The organism is Escherichia sp. WS338, from assembly GCF_046486405.1.
GTDB lineage: Bacteria > Pseudomonadota > Gammaproteobacteria > Enterobacterales > Enterobacteriaceae > Escherichia > Escherichia coli.
This window is the reverse complement of record NZ_JBJQLL010000001.1, coordinates 219,922-241,689: the sequence shown is the minus strand read 5'-3', so window position 1 is coordinate 241,689 and position 21,768 is coordinate 219,922. Positions and strand designations below refer to the sequence as shown.

General features: G+C 52.7%; 20 protein-coding genes. 7 read left to right on the top strand and 13 right to left on the bottom strand.

Going from position 1 to position 21,768, the window contains the following annotated elements; all coding sequences use genetic code 11:
• Window positions 1–13: 13 nt before the first annotated feature.
• From ACJHWT_RS01210 to nanQ, 3 genes are read left to right on the top strand one after another with little or no spacing between them, the layout of a single operon-like run.
• On the top strand, window positions 14–703 hold the full coding sequence (locus tag ACJHWT_RS01210) for an N-acetylmannosamine-6-phosphate 2-epimerase (RefSeq protein ID WP_000054239.1): 690 nt from the start codon (window positions 14–16) through the stop codon (window positions 701–703).
• On the top strand, window positions 700–1,575 hold the full coding sequence (nanK, locus tag ACJHWT_RS01205) for an N-acetylmannosamine kinase (protein ID WP_000208991.1): 876 nt from the start codon (window positions 700–702) through the stop codon (window positions 1,573–1,575). The genes ACJHWT_RS01210 and nanK overlap by 4 nt, the downstream gene beginning before the upstream one ends.
• Window positions 1,572–2,036 (top strand): N-acetylneuraminate anomerase, encoded by a 465-nt coding sequence (gene nanQ / locus ACJHWT_RS01200; protein ID WP_000605257.1) that lies wholly within the window; start codon window positions 1,572–1,574, stop codon window positions 2,034–2,036. The genes nanK and nanQ overlap by 4 nt, the downstream gene beginning before the upstream one ends.
• A gap of 59 nt (window positions 2,037–2,095) precedes the next feature.
• Here nanQ and ACJHWT_RS01195 read toward each other — a convergent pair whose 3' ends face one another.
• The 3 genes from ACJHWT_RS01195 to gltB all read right to left on the bottom strand — a co-directional run bounded on the left by ACJHWT_RS01195 (window position 2,096) and on the right by gltB (window position 9,298).
• Window positions 2,096–3,223, bottom strand: coding sequence for a YhcG family protein (locus ACJHWT_RS01195; RefSeq protein ID WP_000445162.1), 1,128 nt, complete (start codon window positions 3,221–3,223; stop codon window positions 2,096–2,098).
• Between the two features lie 183 nt (window positions 3,224–3,406).
• Window positions 3,407–4,825 carry a glutamate synthase subunit GltD gene (gene gltD / locus ACJHWT_RS01190; RefSeq protein WP_000081645.1) on the bottom strand — a complete coding sequence of 473 codons (1,419 nt, stop codon included), beginning with the start codon at window positions 4,823–4,825 and terminating at the stop codon, window positions 3,407–3,409.
• A gap of 12 nt (window positions 4,826–4,837) precedes the next feature.
• On the bottom strand, window positions 4,838–9,298 hold the full coding sequence (gltB, locus tag ACJHWT_RS01185) for a glutamate synthase large subunit (protein WP_001696240.1): 4,461 nt from the start codon (window positions 9,296–9,298) through the stop codon (window positions 4,838–4,840).
• A gap of 674 nt (window positions 9,299–9,972) precedes the next feature.
• Between gltB and ACJHWT_RS01180 the strand changes: the two genes are divergently transcribed.
• The 4 genes from ACJHWT_RS01180 (at window position 9,973) to mtgA (ending at window position 14,942) form a co-directional block, all read left to right on the top strand.
• Window positions 9,973–10,902: a TIGR01212 family radical SAM protein gene (locus ACJHWT_RS01180; RefSeq protein ID WP_001306030.1), complete on the top strand. Its 930-nt coding sequence runs from the start codon at window positions 9,973–9,975 to the stop codon at window positions 10,900–10,902.
• A gap of 95 nt (window positions 10,903–10,997) precedes the next feature.
• Window positions 10,998–13,334 carry an aerobic respiration two-component sensor histidine kinase ArcB gene (gene arcB, locus ACJHWT_RS01175; protein ID WP_000809774.1) on the top strand — a complete coding sequence of 779 codons (2,337 nt, stop codon included), beginning with the start codon at window positions 10,998–11,000 and terminating at the stop codon, window positions 13,332–13,334.
• A 229-nt stretch (window positions 13,335–13,563) separates the two neighbouring features.
• A complete protein-coding gene (gene elbB, locus ACJHWT_RS01170; protein WP_001300411.1) occupies window positions 13,564–14,217 on the top strand; it encodes an isoprenoid biosynthesis glyoxalase ElbB in 654 nt (217 codons plus the stop codon).
• Window positions 14,214–14,942, top strand: a complete 729-nt coding sequence (gene mtgA, locus ACJHWT_RS01165) for a monofunctional biosynthetic peptidoglycan transglycosylase (protein ID WP_000047075.1) — start codon at window positions 14,214–14,216, stop codon at window positions 14,940–14,942. Before elbB ends, mtgA begins: the two co-directional genes overlap by 4 nt.
• Here mtgA and yrbL read toward each other — a convergent pair.
• The 10 genes from yrbL to kdsC form a co-directional block, all read right to left on the bottom strand.
• The gene (gene yrbL, locus ACJHWT_RS01160; protein WP_000620405.1) at window positions 14,939–15,571 is read right to left on the bottom strand and encodes a PhoP regulatory network protein YrbL; all 633 of its coding nucleotides are present in this window, start codon (window positions 15,569–15,571) and stop codon (window positions 14,939–14,941) included. The genes mtgA and yrbL overlap by 4 nt on opposite strands.
• Window positions 15,572–15,783: 212 nt before the next feature.
• The gene (gene npr, locus ACJHWT_RS01155) at window positions 15,784–16,056 is read right to left on the bottom strand and encodes a PTS phosphocarrier protein NPr (RefSeq protein WP_000216791.1); all 273 of its coding nucleotides are present in this window, start codon (window positions 16,054–16,056) and stop codon (window positions 15,784–15,786) included.
• Window positions 16,053–16,907 carry an RNase adapter RapZ gene (gene rapZ, locus ACJHWT_RS01150; RefSeq protein ID WP_000243741.1) on the bottom strand — a complete coding sequence of 285 codons (855 nt, stop codon included), beginning with the start codon at window positions 16,905–16,907 and terminating at the stop codon, window positions 16,053–16,055. Before rapZ ends, npr begins: the two co-directional genes overlap by 4 nt.
• A gap of 45 nt (window positions 16,908–16,952) precedes the next feature.
• Window positions 16,953–17,444, bottom strand: coding sequence for a PTS IIA-like nitrogen regulatory protein PtsN (gene ptsN / locus ACJHWT_RS01145; protein WP_000183676.1), 492 nt, complete (start codon window positions 17,442–17,444; stop codon window positions 16,953–16,955).
• A gap of 117 nt (window positions 17,445–17,561) precedes the next feature.
• Window positions 17,562–17,849 carry a ribosome hibernation promoting factor gene (hpf, locus tag ACJHWT_RS01140; RefSeq protein ID WP_001176599.1) on the bottom strand — a complete coding sequence of 96 codons (288 nt, stop codon included), beginning with the start codon at window positions 17,847–17,849 and terminating at the stop codon, window positions 17,562–17,564.
• Window positions 17,850–17,871: 22 nt separating this feature from the next.
• Window positions 17,872–19,305, bottom strand: coding sequence for an RNA polymerase factor sigma-54 (gene rpoN / locus ACJHWT_RS01135; protein ID WP_000809051.1), 1,434 nt, complete (start codon window positions 19,303–19,305; stop codon window positions 17,872–17,874).
• Window positions 19,306–19,352: 47 nt separating this feature from the next.
• Window positions 19,353–20,078: an LPS export ABC transporter ATP-binding protein gene (gene lptB / locus ACJHWT_RS01130; RefSeq protein ID WP_000224099.1), complete on the bottom strand. Its 726-nt coding sequence runs from the start codon at window positions 20,076–20,078 to the stop codon at window positions 19,353–19,355.
• Window positions 20,079–20,084: 6 nt separating this feature from the next.
• The gene (lptA, locus tag ACJHWT_RS01125) at window positions 20,085–20,642 is read right to left on the bottom strand and encodes a lipopolysaccharide ABC transporter substrate-binding protein LptA (RefSeq protein ID WP_000669785.1); all 558 of its coding nucleotides are present in this window, start codon (window positions 20,640–20,642) and stop codon (window positions 20,085–20,087) included.
• Window positions 20,611–21,186 (bottom strand): LPS export ABC transporter periplasmic protein LptC, encoded by a 576-nt coding sequence (gene lptC, locus ACJHWT_RS01120; protein WP_000030537.1) that lies wholly within the window; start codon window positions 21,184–21,186, stop codon window positions 20,611–20,613. The genes lptA and lptC overlap by 32 nt, the downstream gene beginning before the upstream one ends.
• Window positions 21,183–21,749, bottom strand: a complete 567-nt coding sequence (kdsC, locus tag ACJHWT_RS01115; RefSeq protein ID WP_000030016.1) for a 3-deoxy-manno-octulosonate-8-phosphatase KdsC — start codon at window positions 21,747–21,749, stop codon at window positions 21,183–21,185. Before kdsC ends, lptC begins: the two co-directional genes overlap by 4 nt.
• Window positions 21,750–21,768 lie beyond the last annotated feature (19 nt).

Below are 21,768 nucleotides of genomic sequence, written 5' to 3'. Positions count from 1 at the left end.
TAAGGGAAGATGTATGTCGTTACTTGCACAACTGGATCAAAAAATCGCTGCTAACGGTGGCCTGATTGTCTCCTGCCAGCCGGTTCCGGACAGCCCGCTCGATAAACCCGAAATCGTCGCCGCCATGGCATTAGCGGCAGAACAGGCGGGCGCGGTTGCCATTCGCATTGAAGGTGTGGCAAATCTGCAAGCCACGCGTGCGGTGGTGAGCGTGCCAATTATCGGGATTGTGAAACGCGATCTGGAGGATTCTCCGGTACGCATCACGGCCTATATTGAAGATGTTGATGCGCTGGCGCAGGCGGGCGCGGACATTATCGCCATTGACGGCACCGACCGACCGCGTCCGGTGCCTGTTGAAACGCTGCTGGCACGTATTCACCATCACGGTTTACTGGCGATGACCGACTGCTCAACGCCGGAAGACGGCCTGGCATGCCAAAAGCTGGGAGCCGAAATTATTGGCACTACGCTTTCTGGCTATACCACGCCTGAAACGCCAGAAGAGCCGGATCTGGCGCTGGTGAAAACGTTGAGCGACGCCGGATGTCGGGTGATTGCCGAAGGGCGTTACAACACGCCTGCTCAGGCGGCAGATGCGATGCGCCACGGCGCGTGGGCGGTGACGGTCGGTTCTGCCATTACGCGTCTTGAACACATTTGTCAGTGGTACAACACAGCGATGAAAAAGGCGGTGCTATGACCACACTGGCGATTGATATCGGCGGTACTAAACTTGCCGCCGCGCTGATTGGCGCTGATGGGCAGATCCGCGATCGTCGTGAACTTCCTACGCCAGCCAGCCAGACACCAGAAGCCTTGCATGATGCCTTATCCGCATTAGTCTCTCCGTTGCAAGTTCATGCGCAGCGGGTTGCTATCGCTTCAACCGGAATTATTCGCGACGGCAGCCTGCTGGCGCTGAATCCGCATAATCTCGGTGGATTGCTACACTTTCCGTTAGTCAAAACTTTGGAACAACTTACCGATTTGCCGACCATTGCCATTAACGACGCGCAGGCCGCAGCGTGGGCGGAGTATCAGGCGCTGGAAGGCGATATAACCGAGATGGTGTTTATCACCGTTTCCACTGGTGTTGGCGGCGGTGTAGTGAGCGGCGGCAAACTGCTCACCGGCCCTGGCGGTCTGGCGGGGCACATCGGGCATACGCTGGCTGATCCTCATGGTCCAGTCTGCGGCTGTGGACGCACTGGTTGTGTGGAAGCGATTGCTTCTGGTCGCGGTATTGCAGCGGCAGCGCAGGGTGAACTGGCGGGCGCGGATGCGAGAACTATTTTCACACGCGCCGGGCAGGGCGATGAGCAGGCGCAGCAACTGATTCACTGCTCCGCACATGTGCTGGCAAGGCTGATCGCTGATATTAAAGCCACAACTGATTGCCAGTGCGTAGTGGTCGGTGGCAGCGTTGGTCTGGCAGAAGGGTATCTGGCGTTGGTGGAAACGTATCTGGCGCAGGAGCCAGCGGCATTTCATGTTGATTTACTGGCGGCGCACTACCGCCACGATGCAGGTTTACTTGGGGCTGCGTTGTTGGCCCAGGGAGAAAAATTATGATAATGGGTGAAGTACAGTCGTTACCGTCTGCCGGATTGCATCCTGCGTTACAGGACGCGTTAACACTAGCCTTAGCCGCCAGGCCGCAAGAAAAAGCACCGGGTCGTTACGAATTACAGGGCGACAATATCTTTATGAATGTCATGACGTTTAACACTCAATCGCCCGTTGAGAAAAAAGCGGAGCTGCACGAGCAATACATTGATATCCAGCTGTTATTAAACGGTGAGGAACGGATTCTGTTTGGCACGGCAGGCACTGCGCGTCAGTGTGAAGAGTTCCACCATGAGGATGATTACCAGCTTTGCAGCGCCATTGAGAACGAGCAAGCCATCATCTTAAAACCGGGAATGTTCGCCGTGTTTATGCCGGGAGAACCGCATAAACCAGGATGCGTTGTCGGCGAACCTGGTGAGATTAAAAAGGTTGTGGTGAAGGTTAAGGCTGATTTAATGGCTTAAAACTTAGTTCGTTTTAAAGATTCTCCAGACAGTGTCTGGAGAATTCGAAACCGCTGAAATTAACGGCGTCTATAGCCTTCCTCTAACACCGCCTGTGTTCGAACGAGTTCATCCGCGAGTCGTTTTTCATCAGGTAGTTGCATCTTATATTCACTCGCCAGAACGGTGTTAGGCAAACCAGCCAGTGCATAATGCGCTTCGCCGGCTCCTTTCTCTGCACAGAGAACCAGACCGATGGGCGGATTTTCATCCGGTAGTGTCCAGTGCTCTTTGGCGTAGTTGAGATACATATTCATCTGTCCGGCATCGCTATAGCTGAATTTGCCCACTTTTAGATCGACGATTAGCAGGCAGCGTAAACGGCGGTGGAAAAACAGCAGATCGACCCGAAACCAGTTGTCATCAATGCGTAACCTTCGCTGCCGACCAACAAAGGCAAAATCATCCCCAAGTTCCAGCATGAAATCCATCAGGTGGTTGATCAGCGCCTCCTCAAAATCAGATTCTGAGTATTCATCTTTCAACTCCAGAAATTCGAGCACAAAGGGATCGCGTATCGCCTGTTGCGGAAGAATATGCATCTCGGCAGGAGCGTGTTGTTGCAGCATGGCTGATTTGTCATGTGACAGTAGTGTTCGCTCATAAAATTGGGTCGTAATTTGCCGCTCTAGCTGGCGGACAGACCAACCACAGCGGAGCGTCTCTTTTTCATAAAAGCTGCGGGCATCAGGGTTTTTAACGGAAAGTAAACGGACGTAGGTGGACCAGGGCAGGGGGAAAGATTTGGCAGACAGCGTCTGCCAAATCTTTGCCGATGGGAATTCTGCAGACGGTGTCTGCGGAATTCCCAATGGTGTTAATTCGCCAGACACTGTCTGGCGAAATTCAACATGTTGAAAAAAGAGGTAAAAAAGCCTCATTTGGCGTAAGTTTTTTGCAGAGAACCCACGCTTATACCTTAGACTTAAATCCTTTGATAGTCGCTTGATTAGCTGCGCACCATACGCAGCCCTGGCCTCACCGCCTTGTTCAAATTCGACAATTCGTCGGCCAATTTCCCAGTATGTCGCGGTCATCAGTGCGTTAACGCTACGTACCGTTTCCGTCCGGGCGCTATCGACCAGATGAATAATGCCGTCGTGGATTTGCTGGTAGCCTGCTGTGGTTCTCTCTGAGAGCGATTCCATTATCTGTCCCTTTAAATGGCGCTGCGTTGAATAATGGAATCAGCTATACGCCGGGCATCTACCGGTAACAATCCAGATGAGCGTATTACATTGGTTTTCTTAAGATTATGCGAGGCGCTTTCCAGAAAGAAAGGAGAATTTCAGCGCCGACTCTTTTCTGAGGAGGCGGCGCTGGGACAGAGCTTAAACTTCCAGCCAGTTCATAATACCGTCTGCCGCCTTACGACCTTCGGCAATAGCGGTCACCACCAGATCGGAACCTCGGACGATATCACCGCCAGCAAAGATTTTCGGGTTGCTGGTCTGGAAAGCGTTGTCGCTGCCTTCCGGGGCGATAATGCGCCCTTGCGAATCCAGCTCGACGCTGTGTTTTGCCAGCCATTCCATGCTGTGTGGACGGAAACCAAACGCCATGATCACCGCATCTGCCGGAACGATATGTTCGGAACCTGCCACAATCTCCGCGCGGCGACGGCCTTTGGCATCCGGTTCGCCCATTTCTGTGCGCACCATTTTTACGCCGCTGACTTTGCCGTTGCCATTCACTTCTATACCCAGCGGCTGGACGTTGAATTTGAACTCTACGCCTTCTTCCCGCGCGTTTTTCACTTCGCGGCGGGAACCCGGCATGTTCTCTTCATCACGACGATAGGCACAGGTAACGTGCTTTGCCCCCTGGCGTACAGACGTGCGCACGCAGTCCATCGCAGTGTCGCCACCGCCAAGGACCACCACGCGTTTGCCTTCCATGCTGACGAACGGTTCGTCGCGGGTTTCACCAAAGCCCATTAACTGTTTGGTGTTGGCGATAAGGAACGGCAGCGCTGCGTACACGCCATCGGCGTCTTCGTTTTCCAGCCCGCCGCGCATTGACTGATAAGTCCCGACGCCAAGGAACACGGCATCGTAATCACTCAGCAGATCGTCCAGCTGCACGTCGCGGCCCACTTCGGTATTGAGTTTGAATTCAATACCCATGCCGGTGAAGATTTCACGGCGGCGCGTCATTACCTCTTTTTCCAGCTTGAAAGCCGGAATACCGAAGGTCAGCAATCCGCCAATTTCCGGGTGACGGTCGAAGACGACCGCTTTTACGCCGTTGCGCGTCAGAACATCCGCACACGCCAGACCCGCCGGGCCAGCGCCGATAATCGCCACTTTTTTACCGGTCTGTTTCACGCCGGACAGATCCGGACGCCAGCCCATTTCGAACGCTTTATCGTTGATATAACGCTCAATGTTGCCGATGGTCACAGCGCCAAACTCATCGTTCAGGGTGCAGGAACCTTCGCACAGACGGTCTTGCGGGCAGACACGTCCGCATACTTCCGGCAGGGTGTTGGTCTGGTGCGACAGTTCCGCCGCTTCAAAAATACGCCCCTCGTTGGCGAGCTTCAGCCAGTTCGGGATGTAGTTGTGTACCGGGCATTTCCACTCGCAGTATGGGTTGCCGCACGACAGGCAGCGGTCAGCCTGCGCTTTGGCCTGGCCTTCGGAAAACGGCTCGTAAATTTCAACAAACTCAATTTTGCGGATCTTCAGCGGTTTCTTAGGCGGATCAACGCGCTGCAGGTCGATAAATTGATAAACATTCTGACTCATTGTTGCTACCCCTTACTGCGCCTGCACGCGCAACTCTGCTGCGCTACGACTACGGTGACCCAGCAGTGCTTTTACATCACTGGACTTCGGTTTAACCAGCGCAAATTTAGTGGCGAAGGTTGACCAGTTCGCCAGAATCTCTTCACCGCGCTGAGAACCGGTATGCTGAACATGCTCGGTGATAAGACCGCGCAGATGCTCTTCATGGATCGCCAGATCGTCAACGCTTAAGACCTCGACCAGTTCCGGGTTAACGCGTTTGCGGAAATCGCCGCTTTCATCGAGAACGTAAGCGAAGCCGCCAGTCATGCCTGCGCCGAAGTTAACGCCGGTTTTACCCAGAATACAGACGATACCACCCGTCATATATTCACAGCCGTTGTCGCCAATGCCTTCTACCACGGTGATAGCACCGGAGTTACGCACGCCGAAACGTTCACCCGCGCGGCCTGCGGCATACAGACGACCACCGGTCGCGCCATACAGGCAGGTGTTGCCGATAATGCTCGCTTCATGGCTGCGGAAGGCTGAGCCAACCGGAGGACGAATGGCGATTAAGCCGCCCGCCATGCCTTTACCGACATAGTCGTTGGCATCACCGGTCAGGTACAGTTCCACGCCGCCCGCGTTCCACACGCCGAAGCTCTGGCCTGCGGTGCCGTTGAAGTACGCTTTGATAGGATCGGCAGCCAGCCCCTGATCGCCGTGCGTCTGGGCGATATAGCCTGAAAGCGATGCGCCGACAGAACGGTCGGTGTTGCGGATATCGAACCAGAAGGTTTTGCTCTGGCGTTCATCGACAAACGGTTTTGCCTGTTGCAGCAACTGCGCGTTCAGCAGGCCGTTATCAAACGGCGGGTTGTTTTCGGTGCAGTAGAGCGCTTTACCAGGATGCGGCTCAGCAGTCTCCAGCAGCTTCGACAGTGCCAGTTTCTGCTGTTTGGCGGTGAAACCGTCCAGCTCTTTCAGCAGGTCGGTGCGACCAATCAGATCCACCAGACGCGTTACCCCCAGCTGTGCCATCAGCTCGCGGGTTTCACGGGCGATAAACTCAAAGTAATTAGTCACTTTGAACGGCAGGCCGTGATAGTGATTCTTACGCAGTTTGTCATCCTGAGTTGCTACACCCGTGGCGCAGTTGTTCAGGTGGCAAATTCGCAGATATTTACAGCCAAGCGCTACCATCGGGCCAGTGCCGAAGCCAAAACTTTCCGCGCCAAGAATCGCTGCTTTGATGATATCGACACCCGTTTTCAGGCCGCCATCGACCTGCAAACGGATCTTGTGACGCAAGCCGTTGGCAACCAGCGCCTGTTGGGTTTCAACAAGCCCCAGCTCCCACGGACAGCCTGCGTATTTCACCGATGAAAGCGGACTTGCGCCGGTGCCGCCGTCATAGCCTGCGATGGTGATTAAATCGGCATAAGCTTTTGCCACGCCAGTCGCGATGGTGCCTACGCCCGGTTCGGAAACCAGCTTCACGGAGATCATCGCTTTCGGGTTAACCTGCTTGAGGTCGAAAATCAGCTGCGCTAAATCCTCAATAGAGTAGATATCGTGGTGCGGCGGCGGGGAGATCAGCGTCACGCCCGGCACCGAATAGCGCAGTTTGGCAATGTAAGGAGTGACTTTATCACCCGGTAACTGACCACCTTCACCCGGCTTCGCGCCCTGGGCGACTTTTATCTGAATGACGTCGGCATTGACCAGGTACGCCGGAGTAACGCCGAAGCGACCGGACGCCACCTGCTTGATGCGCGACACTTTGTTAGTGCCATAGCGCGCCGGGTCTTCACCGCCTTCGCCGGAGTTTGAGTTACCGCCGATGCTGTTCATCGCTTCCGCCAGCGCCTCGTGGGCTTCCGGGCTTAACGCGCCGATAGACATCGCGGCGGTATCGAAGCGTTTAAACAGTTCGCTTGCCGGTTCAACATCAGCAATGTTGACCGCGTTTTCACCCGGCGTAATTGCCAGCAGATCGCGTAGCGTGGTTGCCGGACGCTCATTAACCAGCTTCGCGTATTCCTGATAGTCGCTATACTCGCCGCTCTGTACCGCCTGTTGCAGCGTGCGCACCACGTCCGGATTGTAGGCGTGGTATTCGCCACCGTGCACGTATTTCAGCAGGCCGCCCTGGCTGATAGGCTTACGCGCCAGCCAGGCTCGTTTCGACAGATTCAGCAGATCCTGCTGGAAGTCTTCAAAGCTAGCCCCCCCAATGCGGCTAACCGCCCCCTGGAAGCACAGGCCCACGACATCATCGTGCAGACCGACCGCTTCAAACAGTTTCGAGCAGCGGTAAGAGGCGATGGTGGAGATGCCCATTTTGGACATGATTTTGTACAAGCCTTTGTTGATGCCGTTACGATAGTTGAGCATCACGGTACGATAATCTTTGGCAATCGCGTGGGTGTCTACCAGGCGGCCCAGCGTTTCATAGGCAAGGTATGGATAAATAGCCGTCGCGCCGAAACCCAGCAACACGGCGAAGTGGTGCGGATCACGGGCGCTGGCGGTTTCTACGATGATGTTGGCATCGCAACGCAGGCTTTGCTCGACAAGACGGGTCTGGATCGCGCCAACCGCCATCGGAGCCGGAACCGGCAGGCGATCTTTAGCGATATTCCGGTCGGAGAGCACCAGCAGCACGGTGCCACTACGTACCATTTTTTCGGCTTTGTCGCACAGCTCTTTCACCGTCGCTTCGAGCGTGGTTTTAGTGACGTCAAAGGTGATATCCAGCGTATCTGCGCGGTAGTGATCCTCTTTCATCGTCGTGAGCTGTTTGAAATCGGAATAGAGCAGAATCGGCGATTTAAAGCTTAAACGGTGCGCCTGGCCTTCTGCTTCACAGAAGACGTTCATTTCACGACCGATACTGGTGGCGAGCGACATAACATGCGCTTCGCGCAGCGGGTCGATTGGCGGGTTGGTTACCTGAGCAAACTGCTGGCGGAAGTAGTCGTAAATAATGCGCGGCTGGCTGGAGAGCACGGCGAATGGGGTATCGTCGCCCATCGAACCGACCGCTTCCTGACCGTTTTCACCCAGTACGCGGATCACCGAATCCAGCTCTTCCGCGCTGTAGTTAAACTGTTTCTGGTAGCTGGCAAGCGTGTCGTCGTCCAGTTCGCGGCTACCCACTTCTTCATCGGGCAGATCTTCAAACGGTACCAGACGGCGGACGTTTTTCTCCATCCACTCTTTATAGGGATGGCGGCTTTTCAGGTCATCATCGGTTTCTGCCGAGTGTAGAATGCGCCCACTGCGAGTGTCGATCACCATCAGTTCGCCTGGCCCTACGCGGCCTTTTTCGACCACTTCGTCAGGCTGATAATCCCAGATACCGACTTCAGAGGCGCAGGTGATCAGTTTATCTTTGGTGATGACGTAGCGTGCCGGACGCAGACCGTTACGGTCGAGGTTACAGGCGGCGAAACGGCCATCGGACATCACGATCCCTGCCGGACCATCCCACGGCTCCATATGCATGGAGTTAAAGTCAAAGAAGGCACGCAGTTCCGGGTCCATATCCGGGTTGTTCTGCCAGGCTGGTGGCACTAACAGACGCATGGCACGGATGATATCCATCCCGCCTGCCAGCAGGAGTTCCAGCATGTTATCCATCGAACTGGAGTCAGAGCCGGTTTCGTTGACGAACGGCGCGGCGTCGTGCAGGTCAGGGATCAGCGGCGTCTGGAATTTATAGGTACGCGCACGCGCCCATTGGCGGTTACCGGTGATGGTGTTGATTTCACCGTTATGCGCGAGGTAGCGGAACGGCTGCGCCAGCGGCCAGCGCGGTACGGTGTTAGTGGAAAAGCGCTGGTGAAACAGGCAGATAGCCGATTCCAGACGCAGGTCCGCGAGGTCCAGGTAGAAGCGCGGCAGATCCGCCGGCATACACAGACCTTTATAAATATTGACCAGATTCGACAGGCTACAGACGTAGAAGTCTTTGTCGGCTTCGAGACGCTTTTCAATGCGGCGGCGGGCGATAAACAGACGGCGCTCCATATCGCGCGGACGCCAGCCTGCCGGGGCGTTCACAAAAATTTGCTCAATGCGTGGCAGAGAGGAGAGGGCGATTTCACCCAGCACGCCTTCGTTGGTGGGGACATCACGCCAGCCCACAATCGACAACGTTTCGCGTTGCAGCTCTTCTTCAACGATGCGGCGTGCGGCAGCGGCGAGTTCAGGATCATTATTCAGGAAGAGCATCCCGACGGCGTAGTTTTTTGCTAAACGCCAGCCGCGCTCCTGCGCAACGATGCGAAAAAAGCGATCCGGTTTTTGTAACAGCAAGCCGCAACCGTCACCGGTTTTACCATCGGCGAGAATCGCGCCACGGTGCTGCATGCGGGCCAGTGCGTGTATTGCAGTACGCACTACCTTGTGGCTAGGTTCGCCTTCTATGTGGGCGATCAGGCCGAAACCACAGTTATCCCTCTCAAGGGATTTATCGTACAACATATCGTGAACCTCCCCCAGGCTCTGCGGGAACCCCACTTCCGAACCGCTGCGCACGGGCACAGAAAGAGCGTGGCGACGGGGTTTGCGTGTCATACGCGCGCCTCGCATTCGCCCCCTTGTTGTCCTTTTCGCATCGGTTAATACGGTGAAGAGGGGATCTCAATTACTGCATAAATATGATGAGCAGGCTGCTCATCCAGAAAGCTTCCAGCGGATTTCCAACTTATCGGGAAAGCTGATACAGGTCAAATGGCAAGCTTATTGGTACAGAAATGTGCTTTAGCGCAAAATTCTTTATTAATTAGCTGAAATTAAAATGGATTTTCTCTTTAAGGCTAAAAGGGGAGTCGTTAGAGAAACTGCCAATTCCTGACTGTCATAAAGGCGTGTTAACCCTTATCCTGCCTTGAACTGACGAGAAAACCAGCATTTTATACTGCCTTAATTGGTAATGACGTTTCATGCTACTGTTTTTGCCTAAAATCCATAAGGAGATAAAAAAATCTGACACAAGATAAGCAAAAGTGATTTATGTGATTATGCATGAAATTTCGGTAATTTTGATTGATTATGCAGTTGATAAAAGCAGGCCGGGACGATTGATCCAGGTCATCGCCGAATTGAGCTAAAAATGGCAGGCTTTGGCCTCTTTTCAAGGCGCGGTCTATCAGATTATGCAGTTACAGAAATTAGTCAATATGTTTGGTGGTGATCTCACCCGTCGTTATGGGCAAAAGGTGCATAAGCTGACGCTGCATGGCGGTTTTAGCTGCCCTAACCGTGACGGTACCATCGGGCGTGGCGGCTGCACATTCTGTAATGTTGCCTCGTTTGCCGATGAAGCGCAGCAGCATCGTTCCATTGCCGAGCAACTGGCGCACCAGGCGAATTTAGTTAACCGCGCTAAACGCTATCTGGCCTACTTTCAGGCGTATACCAGCACCTTTGCGGAAGTTCAGGTGCTGCGTTCGATGTATCAGCAGGCGGTGAGCCAGGCCAATATTGTCGGTTTGTGTGTTGGTACCCGCCCGGACTGCGTGCCGGATGCGGTGCTGGATCTGCTTTGCGAATATAAGGACCAGGGCTACGAAGTGTGGCTGGAGCTGGGGCTACAAACCGCCCACGACAAAACACTGCATCGCATCAATCGCGGTCATGATTTTGCCTGCTATCAGCGCACGACGCAGCTGGCGCGTGAGCGTGGGCTGAAGGTGTGTTCTCACTTAATTGTTGGCCTGCCTGGCGAAGGGCAGGCTGAATGTTTGCAAACGCTGGAGCGAGTGGTTGAAACCGGCGTGGACGGCATAAAGCTGCATCCGCTGCATATAGTGAAAGGCAGCATTATGGCGAAAGCCTGGGAAGCGGGGCGTTTGAACGGTATTGAACTGGAGGATTACACGCTCACTGCCGGAGAAATGATTCGCCATACGCCACCGGAAGTGATCTACCACCGCATTTCCGCCAGCGCCCGTCGCCCGACGCTGCTTGCTCCTCTGTGGTGCGAAAATCGATGGACGGGAATGGTCGAGCTGGATCGCTATCTGAATGAACATGGCGTACAGGGATCGGCGCTGGGACGTCCGTGGCTACCTCCAACGGAGTAGGTCGTTGAGGGGAATTCCGCATTTCTCACACAATTTATAACGTAACTGTCAGAATTGGGTATTATTGGGGCAGGTTGTCGTGAAGGAATTCCCTAATGAAGCAAATTCGTCTGCTGGCGCAGTATTATGTTGACCTGATGATGAAGTTAGGTCTGGTGCGCTTCTCAATGTTGCTGGCGTTGGCCCTCGTTGTACTCGCCATTGTGGTACAAATGGCGGTAACCATGGTGCTGCATGGTCAGGTCGAAAGCATTGATGTTATTCGTTCTATCTTCTTTGGTTTGCTGATTACGCCATGGGCGGTCTACTTTCTATCGGTGGTCGTCGAGCAATTGGAGGAGTCACGACAACGTCTGTCACGGCTGGTGCAAAAACTGGAGGAGATGCGCGAGCGCGATTTGAGCCTCAACGTTCAGTTAAAAGATAATATTGCCCAGCTAAATCAGGAAATTGCCGTTCGTGAAAAAGCGGAAGCAGAACTGCAGGAAACCTTCGGCCAACTGAAAATTGAAATCAAAGAGCGCGAAGAGACACAAATTCAGCTCGAGCAGCAATCCTCATTCTTACGTTCCTTCCTTGACGCTTCACCCGACCTGGTTTTTTATCGTAACGAAGATAAAGAGTTTTCCGGCTGTAACCGCGCGATGGAGCTGCTGACCGGAAAAAGCGAAAAACAACTGGTTCACCTGAAACCTGCTGATGTTTACTCACCGGAAGCCGCTGCGAAAGTCATTGAAACCGATGAAAAAGTGTTCCGTCATAATGTGTCACTGACCTATGAACAGTGGCTGGATTACCCGGACGGGCGCAAAGCCTGTTTTGAAATCCGTAAAGTGCCGTACTACGACCGCGTGGGTAAACGTCACGGTTTGATGGGTTTTGGTCGCGACATTACCGAGCGTAAGCGGTATCAGGATGCGCTTGAACGCGCCAGCCGCGACAAAACGACGTTTATTTCCACCATCAGTCACGAATTGCGTACACCGCTGAATGGTATCGTCGGCCTGAGCCGCATTCTGCTGGATACCGAACTCACCGCCGAGCAGGAAAAATATCTCAAAACCATCCATGTTTCGGCCGTCACGCTCGGGAATATCTTCAACGATATTATCGACATGGATAAGATGGAACGGCGTAAGGTCCAGCTTGATAATCAGCCGGTTGATTTCACCAGCTTCCTTGCCGATCTGGAAAATCTCTCCGCATTGCAGGCGCAACAAAAAGGATTGCGCTTTAATCTGGAGCCTACGCTGCCATTACCGCATCAGGTCATTACCGACGGGACGCGTTTACGGCAGATCCTGTGGAATCTCATCAGTAACGCCGTCAAATTCACCCAGCAAGGCCAGGTTACCGTGCGCGTGCGCTACGATGAAGGCGATATGCTGCATTTTGAAGTGGAAGACTCTGGTATCGGCATTCCGCAGGATGAGCTGGATAAAATCTTTGCCATGTATTACCAGGTGAAAGACAGTCATGGCGGTAAACCTGCCACCGGCACCGGTATTGGTCTGGCCGTTTCTCGTCGTCTGGCGAAAAATATGGGCGGCGATATTACGGTTACCAGCGAACAGGGCAAAGGTTCAACCTTTACGTTGACGATCCACGCACCGTCGGTGGCTGAAGAGGTCGATGATGCGTTTGATGAAGACGATATGCCTTTACCGGCGCTGAATGTGCTGCTGGTGGAAGACATTGAACTGAACGTGATTGTCGCGCGTTCTGTGCTGGAAAAATTAGGTAACAGCGTTGATGTCGCCATGACCGGCAAGGCGGCGCTGGAGATGTTTAAACCGGGCGAATACGACCTGGTATTGCTGGATATTCAGTTGCCAGATATGACCGGGCTGGATATCTCTCGTGAACTGACGAAGCGTTATCCGCGCGAGGATTTACCGCCGCTGGTGGCCTTAACCGCTAACGTGCTGAAAGACAAACAAGAGTACCTCAATGCTGGAATGGATGATGTGCTGAGTAAGCCGCTTTCTGTTCCGGCGCTAACCGCGATGATCAAGAAATTCTGGGATACCCAGGATGATGAGGAGAGTACGGTGACGACAGAAGAGAACAGTAAATCAGAAGCATTGCTCGATATTCCCATGCTGGAACAGTATCTCGAACTTGTAGGACCGAAGCTGATCACCGACGGGTTAGCGGTGTTTGAGAAGATGATGCCGGGCTATGTCAGCGTGCTGGAGTCGAATCTGACGGCGCAGGATAAAAAAGGCATTGTTGAGGAAGGACATAAAATTAAAGGTGCGGCGGGGTCAGTGGGGTTACGCCATCTGCAACAGCTGGGTCAGCAAATTCAGTCTCCTGACCTTCCCGCCTGGGAAGATAACGTCGGTGAATGGATTGAAGAGATGAAAGAAGAGTGGCGTCACGACGTAGAAGTACTGAAAGCGTGGGTGGCAAAAGCCACTAAAAAATGACCCCGGCTAGACCGGGGTGCGCGAATACTGCGCCAACACCAGGGAAATCTTGGCTGCGCCGTAAATTATTATGATGAGTTACAAGGGCACAGCACTGTTTTTCAGGCCGCACGCAGTTAAGATAGCAAAACTTAAATGATTTGTTACATGAATCAGTTAAATGTGTGATGCGTAGCATTTTTATTAAAAAAATTAATGTGTTTCAGTCAATTGCGAAAGGATGATCACAATGAAGAAAATTGGCGTAATTCTGAGCGGATGCGGCGTCTATGACGGTTCTGAAATTCATGAAGCGGTGTTGACGTTGTTAGCTATTTCACGCAGCGGTGCGCAGGCGGTCTGCTTTGCACCGGATAAGCAGCAGGTTGATGTTATCAACCATTTAACGGGCGAAGCGATGACGGAAACGCGCAATGTGCTGATTGAAGCGGCACGAATAACGCGCGGTGAAATCCGTCCTCTGGCCCAGGCCGATGCCGCTGAACTGGATGCGTTGATTGTGCCGGGGGGTTTTGGCGCAGCGAAGAATTTAAGCAATTTTGCCAGTCTTGGTAGCGAATGCACCGTTGACCGTGAATTAAAGGCGCTGGCACAAGCGATGCATCAGGCCGGAAAACCGCTTGGTTTTATGTGTATTGCCCCGGCGATGCTGCCGAAAATTTTCGATTTCCCGCTGCGTTTGACCATCGGTACTGATATCGATACCGCAGAAGTGCTGGAAGAGATGGGCGCGGAGCATGTGCCATGTCCTGTCGATGATATCGTGGTTGATGAAGACAATAAGATTGTCACCACCCCGGCATATATGCTGGCGCAGAACATTGCAGAAGCGGCGAGCGGCATTGATAAGCTGGTTTCCCGCGTGCTGGTTCTGGCTGAATGAGTAAAAGCCGCTTAACGGTGTTTAGTTTCGTTCGCCGTTTTCTTCTGCGGTTAATGGTTGTCCTCGCCGTTTTCTGGGGCGGGGGCATCGCGTTGTTTAGCGTTGCGCCTGTTCCTTTCTCAGCGGTAATGGCCGAGCGACAAGTCAGCGCCTGGCTGCATGGCAATTTTCGTTACGTGGCACATTCTGACTGGGTCAGTATGGATCAAATTTCGCCGTGGATGGGACTGGCGGTGATTGCCGCAGAAGATCAGAAGTTTCCTGAGCACTGGGGCTTTGATGTCGCCTCCATTGAGCAAGCCCTGGCCCACAACGAGCGCAATGAAAACCGTATTCGCGGTGCGTCAACGATTTCTCAGCAGACAGCCAAAAATCTCTTTTTATGGGATGGGCGTAGCTGGGTTCGAAAAGGGCTGGAAGCTGGATTAACGCTGGGGATAGAAACTGTCTGGAGCAAAAAGCGTATCCTGACGGTTTACCTGAATATCGCCGAATTTGGCGACGGTGTGTTTGGCGTCGAAGCTGCGGCACAACGTTATTTCCACAAACCCGCGAGCAAACTTACCCGCTCGGAAGCTGCATTACTGGCTGCTGTATTACCTAATCCACTTCGTTTCAAAGTCTCCGCGCCATCGGGCTACGTGCGTAGCCGTCAGGCGTGGATTTTACGGCAGATGTATCAGTTAGGCGGTGAGTCGTTTATGCAACAGCACCAGCTGGATTAAGCTTCGCGCGAAGTGAGGGCCAGCGTTTTGCTCTCACGAGGTTGCAGATCTTTCTGCAGGGCAATAGCCAGCGCCGGTTGGGCGATAAATCGTTTCCATAACCGCTCTTGCTTACGCAGACAACACCACTTCGACCAGGTCGCCAGTGGAATCAATGTGCTTTCACCAATGTTGTCGCAGACGACGGGGATAACCTCTGACTCACTGATGCGGTGACAGAGGATATTCTGCGGCTTCAGCGACATCGTCACGATACGGTTATCCTGCAAATAACGCTTCAGCTGTTTCAGTAGCTGGCGCAGTTGTGCAATGTCTTCTTCGTAACGGCATTGTTCAGCAAATTCGGTCAGCGTAATGGAGGGTTTGCCGTCAAAATCTGCAATCACATCGTAGACATAACCGGTTCCGCAATCCGTCTCAACGGTACCGTGATAGCGCGGTATTCCACTCCAGTCTTTTAACCGGCGACCAAGATGCGCGTAGTACTTTAACTCACGGCGGATCTCTTTATCGCCACCATCGCCACGATGGTAGACAATCTTGATACAGCGTTGGGCATCTTCCGGATGCGCATAACATTTCCGATGTCTTCCGGTGCCCAGGGGACTTTGTTCAGATAAGCGAATCATGCCATCTCCTGGAAATATTTTCTGACGATCTCCAGTATGGTCGATTAACTTAAACGAAACCTAAACAATGCTTCTTAAGGTTTTCTTAAGGTTCTTCTGAAAGTGAAAAGCGCACAAAATGTACAAATGACGTTGATTGAGAACGATTTCAGTACGCGCTTTTCTTATTGTCGGGGGAGCTTGAAGGGATTTGAATGTCAAAGTGATGAAGATTAATCTTCATCAAAACCAGAATTAAAGAGGGCGATAACGGCGGCCAGTGCTTCCTCTTCCTGTGGACCGGTCGCTTCAACTTCAATCTGCCGTCCTTTGGCAGAATCCAGCATCAGCAGTGCAATAACGCTGTTGGCTTCGGCCTCGGTACCTTCGTCATTACGTAACAGCACTTCTGCGTCGAAACCCTGCATTAATTCAAACAGCTTCATTGCAGGCCGGGCATGCATGCCCAGCTTGTTTGTGATTTCAACAGTTTGCTTGACGGTCATGGTTTACGTTTTTCCAGCGTACGATGGCGTGACTGGACGTTTTTACCGCGCGAGCGGAAGTAGTCTGCCAGTTGCTCTGCAATATACACCGAACGGTGCTTCCCGCCGGTACAACCAATGGCGACCGTCAAGTAGCTACGGTTGTTGGTTTCCAGCATAGGTAACCATAGCTCAAGATAGCTTCGCGTCTGGTAGATAAAATTGTGTACTTCTGTGTGGCGGTCGAGGAACGCGGCGACAGGTTTATCAAGACCTGTCATTGGACGCAGTTTCGGATCCCAGTGCGGGTTCGGCAAGAAGCGCACGTCAAAGACGTAATCTGCATCGATAGGGATACCGTGTTTGAAGCCGAAAGACTCAAAGACCATGGTCAGTTCACGTTCACGTTTACCCAGCAGACGGGTACGCAGCATTTCTGCCAGCTCGTGAACGGACATTTCTGAGGTATCGACAATCAGATCCGCTCGCGAACGCAGAGGCTCCAGCAGATCGCTTTCTTTGTCGATAGCACTTTCCAGCGACAGGTTTTTGCTGGAAAGCGGATGCAGTCGGCGCGTGTCACTGTAACGACGAATTAAGGTATTACGGTCGGCATCCAGGAACAGTAGTTGCGGTGAGAAAGCGTCAGGCAGGTTACTCATCGCCTGTTCGAATATTTCTGGTGACTCCGGCATATTACGAACATCAATGCTGACGGCGGCAGAAATCTCGCGATCGGCCAGGGTTCGAGCCAGATCGGGTAACAACACTACGGGAAGGTTATCCACGCAGTAAAAACCCATATCTTCCAGCGCACGCAGGGCGACAGATTTACCTGAACCTGAACGTCCGCTGACGATCATCAGTACCATGTACTGTTTCTCCTCACAACGTCTAAAAGAGACATTACCGAATAACTACGCTTCATCCGGAGTACCTTCGGTATCCGTAATGATTTGATACAGCTCTTCATCGCTCTGGGCTGCGCGTAAACGGCGGCAGATGGTTTTGTCCGCCAGACGTTTCGCCACCAGCGACAGAGTATGCAGGTGCGTTTTAGTTTGGTCTGCCGGCACCAGCAGGGCAAAAAGTAAGTCCACCGGTTGGTTGTCGATGGCATCGAAAGCTATAGGCGTTTCGAGCTGAACGAAAACGCCAACGGCACGCAGAGTATCTTCTTCCAGTTTGCCATGCGGAATGGCAATACCATTGCCGATACCGGTACTGCCCATTTTTTCCCGCGTCAGGATAGCTTCAAAAACCACCTGAGGCGGCAGGCTAAGTTGTTTCGCCGCCAGCTCGCTGATGATTTCCAGGGCGCGTTTTTTGCTCTGACAGTGGACGCGGCTTCGCGTACATTCCCTGTTAAGAACACTGCTAAGCTGTAGAGTTGTATCATTATTTGTCATAATTTCACCTAAGAACCTGCCCACTCAAACAGTGGAACAGGCTCGGAGCATTAACCGTACAAATGGCCCGTTGTGCCGCACAACAGGCCGCCATGCACATGCTAATTGCCCGGACAATTAGTGTTGTTTCAGTTTATCTTTATGTTTGGTCAACTGGCGTGCCAGCTTATCAATTAAGCCATCAATGGCAGCGTACATGTCCTGACCTTCCGCGCTGGCATGAATTTCACCACCGTTTACATGCAGTGTTGCATCTGAGGTGTGGGTGACTTTCTCCACTTTCAGAACAACATAGACCTGGTTGATTCGGTCAAAATATTGCTCAAGTTTGGCAAATTTGGCTGTAACAAATTCGCGCAGTGCCTCGGTGATCTCGACGTTATTTCCGGTAATGTTGAGCTGCATAGTGTCTTCCTTATCGGTTGGGTCAAACGAGCTGTTTACGCTGGTTTGACGGCGGAATGGATAAAGACTCTCGGTACTTCGCAACAGTGCGGCGTGCCACCATGATACCTTGTTCCGACAGCAAAGAGGTTAACTTGCTGTCGCTCAACGGTTTCGCTGGGTTTTCCGCCGCGATTAATTTCTTCACCAGCGCACGAATCGCCGTGGAGGAAGCTTCGCCGCCGCCCTCGGTATTGACGTGACTGGAAAAGAAATACTTCAGTTCAAAAATGCCTCGTGGACTATGCAGGTATTTTTGCGTGGTCACGCGAGATATCGTCGATTCATGCATTTCGACAGCCTGGGCGATATCGGCCAGTACCATCGGTTTCATATATTCTTCACCTTGCTCAAAGAAGGCTTGCTGCTGTTCAACGATACAGCGACTCACGCGCAGTAGCGTATCGTTACGGCTTTCCAGACTCTTGATCAACCATTTGGCATCCTGCAGATTGCTGCGGATAAACTGGCTGTCACCATCGTTGCGCGCGTTATTGCACATCGAGGCGTAGTGCTGGTTGATTTGCAGACGCGGAATGCTGTCACTGTTGAGTTCTACCGTCCAGTGACCGTTATGCTTACGCACCAGCACATCTGGAATGACATACTCAGGTTCGCCAGTCTGGATCGACTGCCCGGGGCGCGGATCGAGCGACTGGATCAGATTGACGGCTTCTTTCAGCACATCTTCTTTCAGACGCGTGACGCGCATTAAAGTGCGGAAGTCGTGATTGGCTAACAGATCGAGATGATCGCTAATGATCAGTCTGGCCTCTTCCAGCCACGGCGTGGTTTTATCGAATTGGGAGAGTTGGATTAGCAGGCAGTCACGCAGATCTTTTGCCGCTACACCGACCGGATCAAACCGTTGGATCCGCTTAAGGACGGCTTCAACCTCGTCGATGTCGATCTCTTCATCGCCCATACTTTCAAGAATATCTTCCAGCGGGACAGTCAGATAACCGGTGTCATCAACGGCATCGACGATAGAGGTAGCAATAGCGCGGTCAGTGTCGGAAAACGGTGTCAGCTCGACCTGCCACATCAGGTAATCCTGCAAGGTCTGCGTCGTTTCGCCCTGATAGACCGGCAGCTCATCGTCAATGTAGTCACCGCTGGTGCCGGATGGTGTACCAGCGGTGTAAATGGTGTCCCAACTGGCATCGAGCGGCAGCTCTTCCGGCATCTCTTTTTGTTCGAGCGCGTCGGCGGTGTCCAGCGTTTCACTGTCTTGCGTTTCGCGGGTGTCGATTTCTTCATGAGTGTCGATTTGCTCAAGCAGCGGATTACTCTCCAGCGCCTGCTGTAGCTCCTGCTGAAGTTCCAGCGTCGACAACTGCAACAGACGAATTGCCTGTTGGAGCTGTGGCGTCATCGCCAGTTGTTGGCTAAGCCTGAGTTGCAAACCTTGCTTCATGTTCAGAATCGTACTCTCCTGCTAAAACGTCGCAAACTTCTACCCTATCAGAGTCTGAAGTCTTCCCCAAGGTATACACGCTTAACGTGTTCGTCTTGTAAGATTTCTGTAGGCGTGCCGTGGGCGATCAAATGCCCCTGACTGACGATATAAGCGCGTTCACAAACCGCCAGTGTTTCACGCACGTTGTGGTCAGTGATCAGCACGCCCAGGCCGCTGTCGCGCAGGTGCTCAATGATGCGTTTAATGTCGATAACCGAGATCGGGTCAACCCCGGCAAACGGTTCGTCGAGCAGAATAAATTTCGGATTCGCAGCCAGTGCGCGGGCAATTTCTACACGGCGACGTTCACCCCCGGAGAGTGACTGCCCCATGCTGTCACGCAGGTGCTCAATGTGAAACTCTTCCATCAGCTCGTTCGCGCGGTCTTCACGTTGTTCAGCAGACAAGTCGTCACGAATTTGCAGTACCGCCATCAGGTTATCGTAAACGCTGAGGCGACGGAAAATGGAGGCTTCCTGCGGCAGATAGCCGATACCGCGGCGCGCGCGTGCATGCAGAGGCAGCAGACTGATATCGTCATCATCAATAATGATGTTGCCCGCATCGCGCGGCACAATGCCAACAACCATGTAGAAAGTGGTGGTCTTACCGGCACCGTTTGGCCCCAGCAGACCGACAATTTCCCCGGAGTTGACGGTCAGGCTGACGTCTTCTACCACGCGACGGCCTTTATAGGCTTTTGCAAGATTCTTTGCAGTTAATGTTGCCATAACGAATTAATTACCCTTCTTCTGTGCCGGGGTCTGGCCTTTATTGTTTTTGTCCTGCAGCTGCGACGGCACCAGAACGGTGGTTACGCGCTTACCTTTGTCGCTGAAAGCCTGCATTTTCTGCTCTTTCACCAGGTAAGTGATCTTATCGCCCTTAATGTTGCTATCGACCTGCTGCAGATAAGCATTACCCGTCAGAACGACAAAATCTTTTGCCAGTTCGTAGTGCATCTGGGAAGCGTGACCTTCAACGGGTTTACCGTTGTCCTGCATCTGGTAGAACGTTGCCGGTTTACCGTAGCCGTCAATCACTTCTTTACCTTGTTCGCCGCCCGGACGGGTAACGACCACTTTGTCGGCATTAATTTTGATGGTGCCCTGGGTGACGATGACATTACCGGTAAAGGTAACCACGTTGCCTTGCATATCAAGAGATTGCTGGTCCGATTCAATGTGGATCGGCTGATCAGTGTCTCCGGTTACGGCAAATGCCGGAATGCTGGCGGCCAGAAGTGAGCTGGCAAGCACAAGATTAAGGCTGAGTTTGTTTGTTTTGAATTTCATAGGATGTTCTAACCTTTTCAATCAGCTCGGCGTTCTTGCTGCGTAAGTTGCCGCGCATTTTCAGACCGCTGGAGTTAAATGTTGTTCCGTATAACGTGACGAGGTCTTCAGAGGTAACATCCTGCGTCACCAGATTGATCTGCGCGTTATCCGTCGTGATTCTGCGAAGTTGAGAGTCCGGCACAAGTGCGTTGACTTCAACGTGTCCATATAAATAGAGCATCCGGTCATTGGTCAGCTTGGCTTTATCTGCTTTTACGGACCATGTCGGGATTTTATCCTTATCAAACGTGGTAAGTACCGGCTGCGTAAACCACGAAACGGCCTGATCGGAATAATATTCAACGTGTTGAGCAATCAATCGATAGCTTAGTGCCCCTTCTGGGTTATAGACGAGCGTGTCCGTATGCTCGCTTTTATAGGTGGGATCATTGTTGTTGACGACCACCTGGGCGGTATCGTCTTTTTCGGCCATATTAATGCCGATCATCACCAGAACCGCCAGTGATAGCACAATGATAACCCAACGTCTGGCTTTACTCATATCGATTGCCCTTTGGCTTCATCCAGTTTGCCCTGCGCCAGGAGTAATAAGTCGCAAACTTCTCGCACTGCGCCACGACCGCCAGCAATGCGCGTCACGTAATCGGCGCGCGGGATCAACAGTGGATGCGCATCGGCCACGGCGACGCTTAAACCCACTTTTTCCATTACCGGCCAGTCGATGAGATCATCGCCGACATAAGCCACATTTTCCGGGGCAATCGCCAGTTTTTCCAGCAGATCGCTAAAGGCGATCAGTTTGTTTGACTGCCCCTGATACAAGTGAGTGATCCCCAATGTGGCACAACGATCTTCTACCAGTTTAGCCTTTCGCCCGGTAATGATAGCGACTTCAATATCAGAGGTGAGCGCACAACGAATGCCATAACCGTCACGAACATTGAACGCTTTCAGCTCTTCGCCGTTATTGCCCATATAAATCAGGCCATCTGACAGTACGCCATCAACGTCGAGGATCAGCAGACGAATGTTCTCTGCTTTTGCCATAACGTCGGCGCTGACAGGGCCGTAACAGGTCGCAAGCGACGCACCTGCTTTGCTCATTGTTGTTTATCCTTGAATC

What these genes read in the sequence shown, in the direction of transcription:
- ACJHWT_RS01210 (WP_000054239.1), top strand. Translation starts at nt 14, where the DNA reads ATGTCGTTACTTGCACAACTGGATCAAAAAATCGCTGCTAACGGTGGC.
- nanK (WP_000208991.1), top strand. Translation starts at nt 700, where the DNA reads ATGACCACACTGGCGATTGATATCGGCGGTACTAAACTTGCCGCCGCG.
- nanQ (WP_000605257.1), top strand. Translation starts at nt 1,572, where the DNA reads ATGATAATGGGTGAAGTACAGTCGTTACCGTCTGCCGGATTGCATCCT.
- ACJHWT_RS01195 (WP_000445162.1), bottom strand. Translation starts at nt 3,223, where the DNA reads ATGGAATCGCTCTCAGAGAGAACCACAGCAGGCTACCAGCAAATCCAC.
- gltD (WP_000081645.1), bottom strand. Translation starts at nt 4,825, where the DNA reads ATGAGTCAGAATGTTTATCAATTTATCGACCTGCAGCGCGTTGATCCG.
- gltB (WP_001696240.1), bottom strand. Translation starts at nt 9,298, where the DNA reads ATGTTGTACGATAAATCCCTTGAGAGGGATAACTGTGGTTTCGGCCTG.
- ACJHWT_RS01180 (WP_001306030.1), top strand. Translation starts at nt 9,973, where the DNA reads ATGCAGTTACAGAAATTAGTCAATATGTTTGGTGGTGATCTCACCCGT.
- arcB (WP_000809774.1), top strand. Translation starts at nt 10,998, where the DNA reads ATGAAGCAAATTCGTCTGCTGGCGCAGTATTATGTTGACCTGATGATG.
- elbB (WP_001300411.1), top strand. Translation starts at nt 13,564, where the DNA reads ATGAAGAAAATTGGCGTAATTCTGAGCGGATGCGGCGTCTATGACGGT.
- mtgA (WP_000047075.1), top strand. Translation starts at nt 14,214, where the DNA reads ATGAGTAAAAGCCGCTTAACGGTGTTTAGTTTCGTTCGCCGTTTTCTT.
- yrbL (WP_000620405.1), bottom strand. Translation starts at nt 15,571, where the DNA reads ATGATTCGCTTATCTGAACAAAGTCCCCTGGGCACCGGAAGACATCGG.
- npr (WP_000216791.1), bottom strand. Translation starts at nt 16,056, where the DNA reads ATGACCGTCAAGCAAACTGTTGAAATCACAAACAAGCTGGGCATGCAT.
- rapZ (WP_000243741.1), bottom strand. Translation starts at nt 16,907, where the DNA reads ATGGTACTGATGATCGTCAGCGGACGTTCAGGTTCAGGTAAATCTGTC.
- ptsN (WP_000183676.1), bottom strand. Translation starts at nt 17,444, where the DNA reads ATGACAAATAATGATACAACTCTACAGCTTAGCAGTGTTCTTAACAGG.
- hpf (WP_001176599.1), bottom strand. Translation starts at nt 17,849, where the DNA reads ATGCAGCTCAACATTACCGGAAATAACGTCGAGATCACCGAGGCACTG.
- rpoN (WP_000809051.1), bottom strand. Translation starts at nt 19,305, where the DNA reads ATGAAGCAAGGTTTGCAACTCAGGCTTAGCCAACAACTGGCGATGACG.
- lptB (WP_000224099.1), bottom strand. Translation starts at nt 20,078, where the DNA reads ATGGCAACATTAACTGCAAAGAATCTTGCAAAAGCCTATAAAGGCCGT.
- lptA (WP_000669785.1), bottom strand. Translation starts at nt 20,642, where the DNA reads ATGAAATTCAAAACAAACAAACTCAGCCTTAATCTTGTGCTTGCCAGC.
- lptC (WP_000030537.1), bottom strand. Translation starts at nt 21,186, where the DNA reads ATGAGTAAAGCCAGACGTTGGGTTATCATTGTGCTATCACTGGCGGTT.
- kdsC (WP_000030016.1), bottom strand. Translation starts at nt 21,749, where the DNA reads ATGAGCAAAGCAGGTGCGTCGCTTGCGACCTGTTACGGCCCTGTCAGC.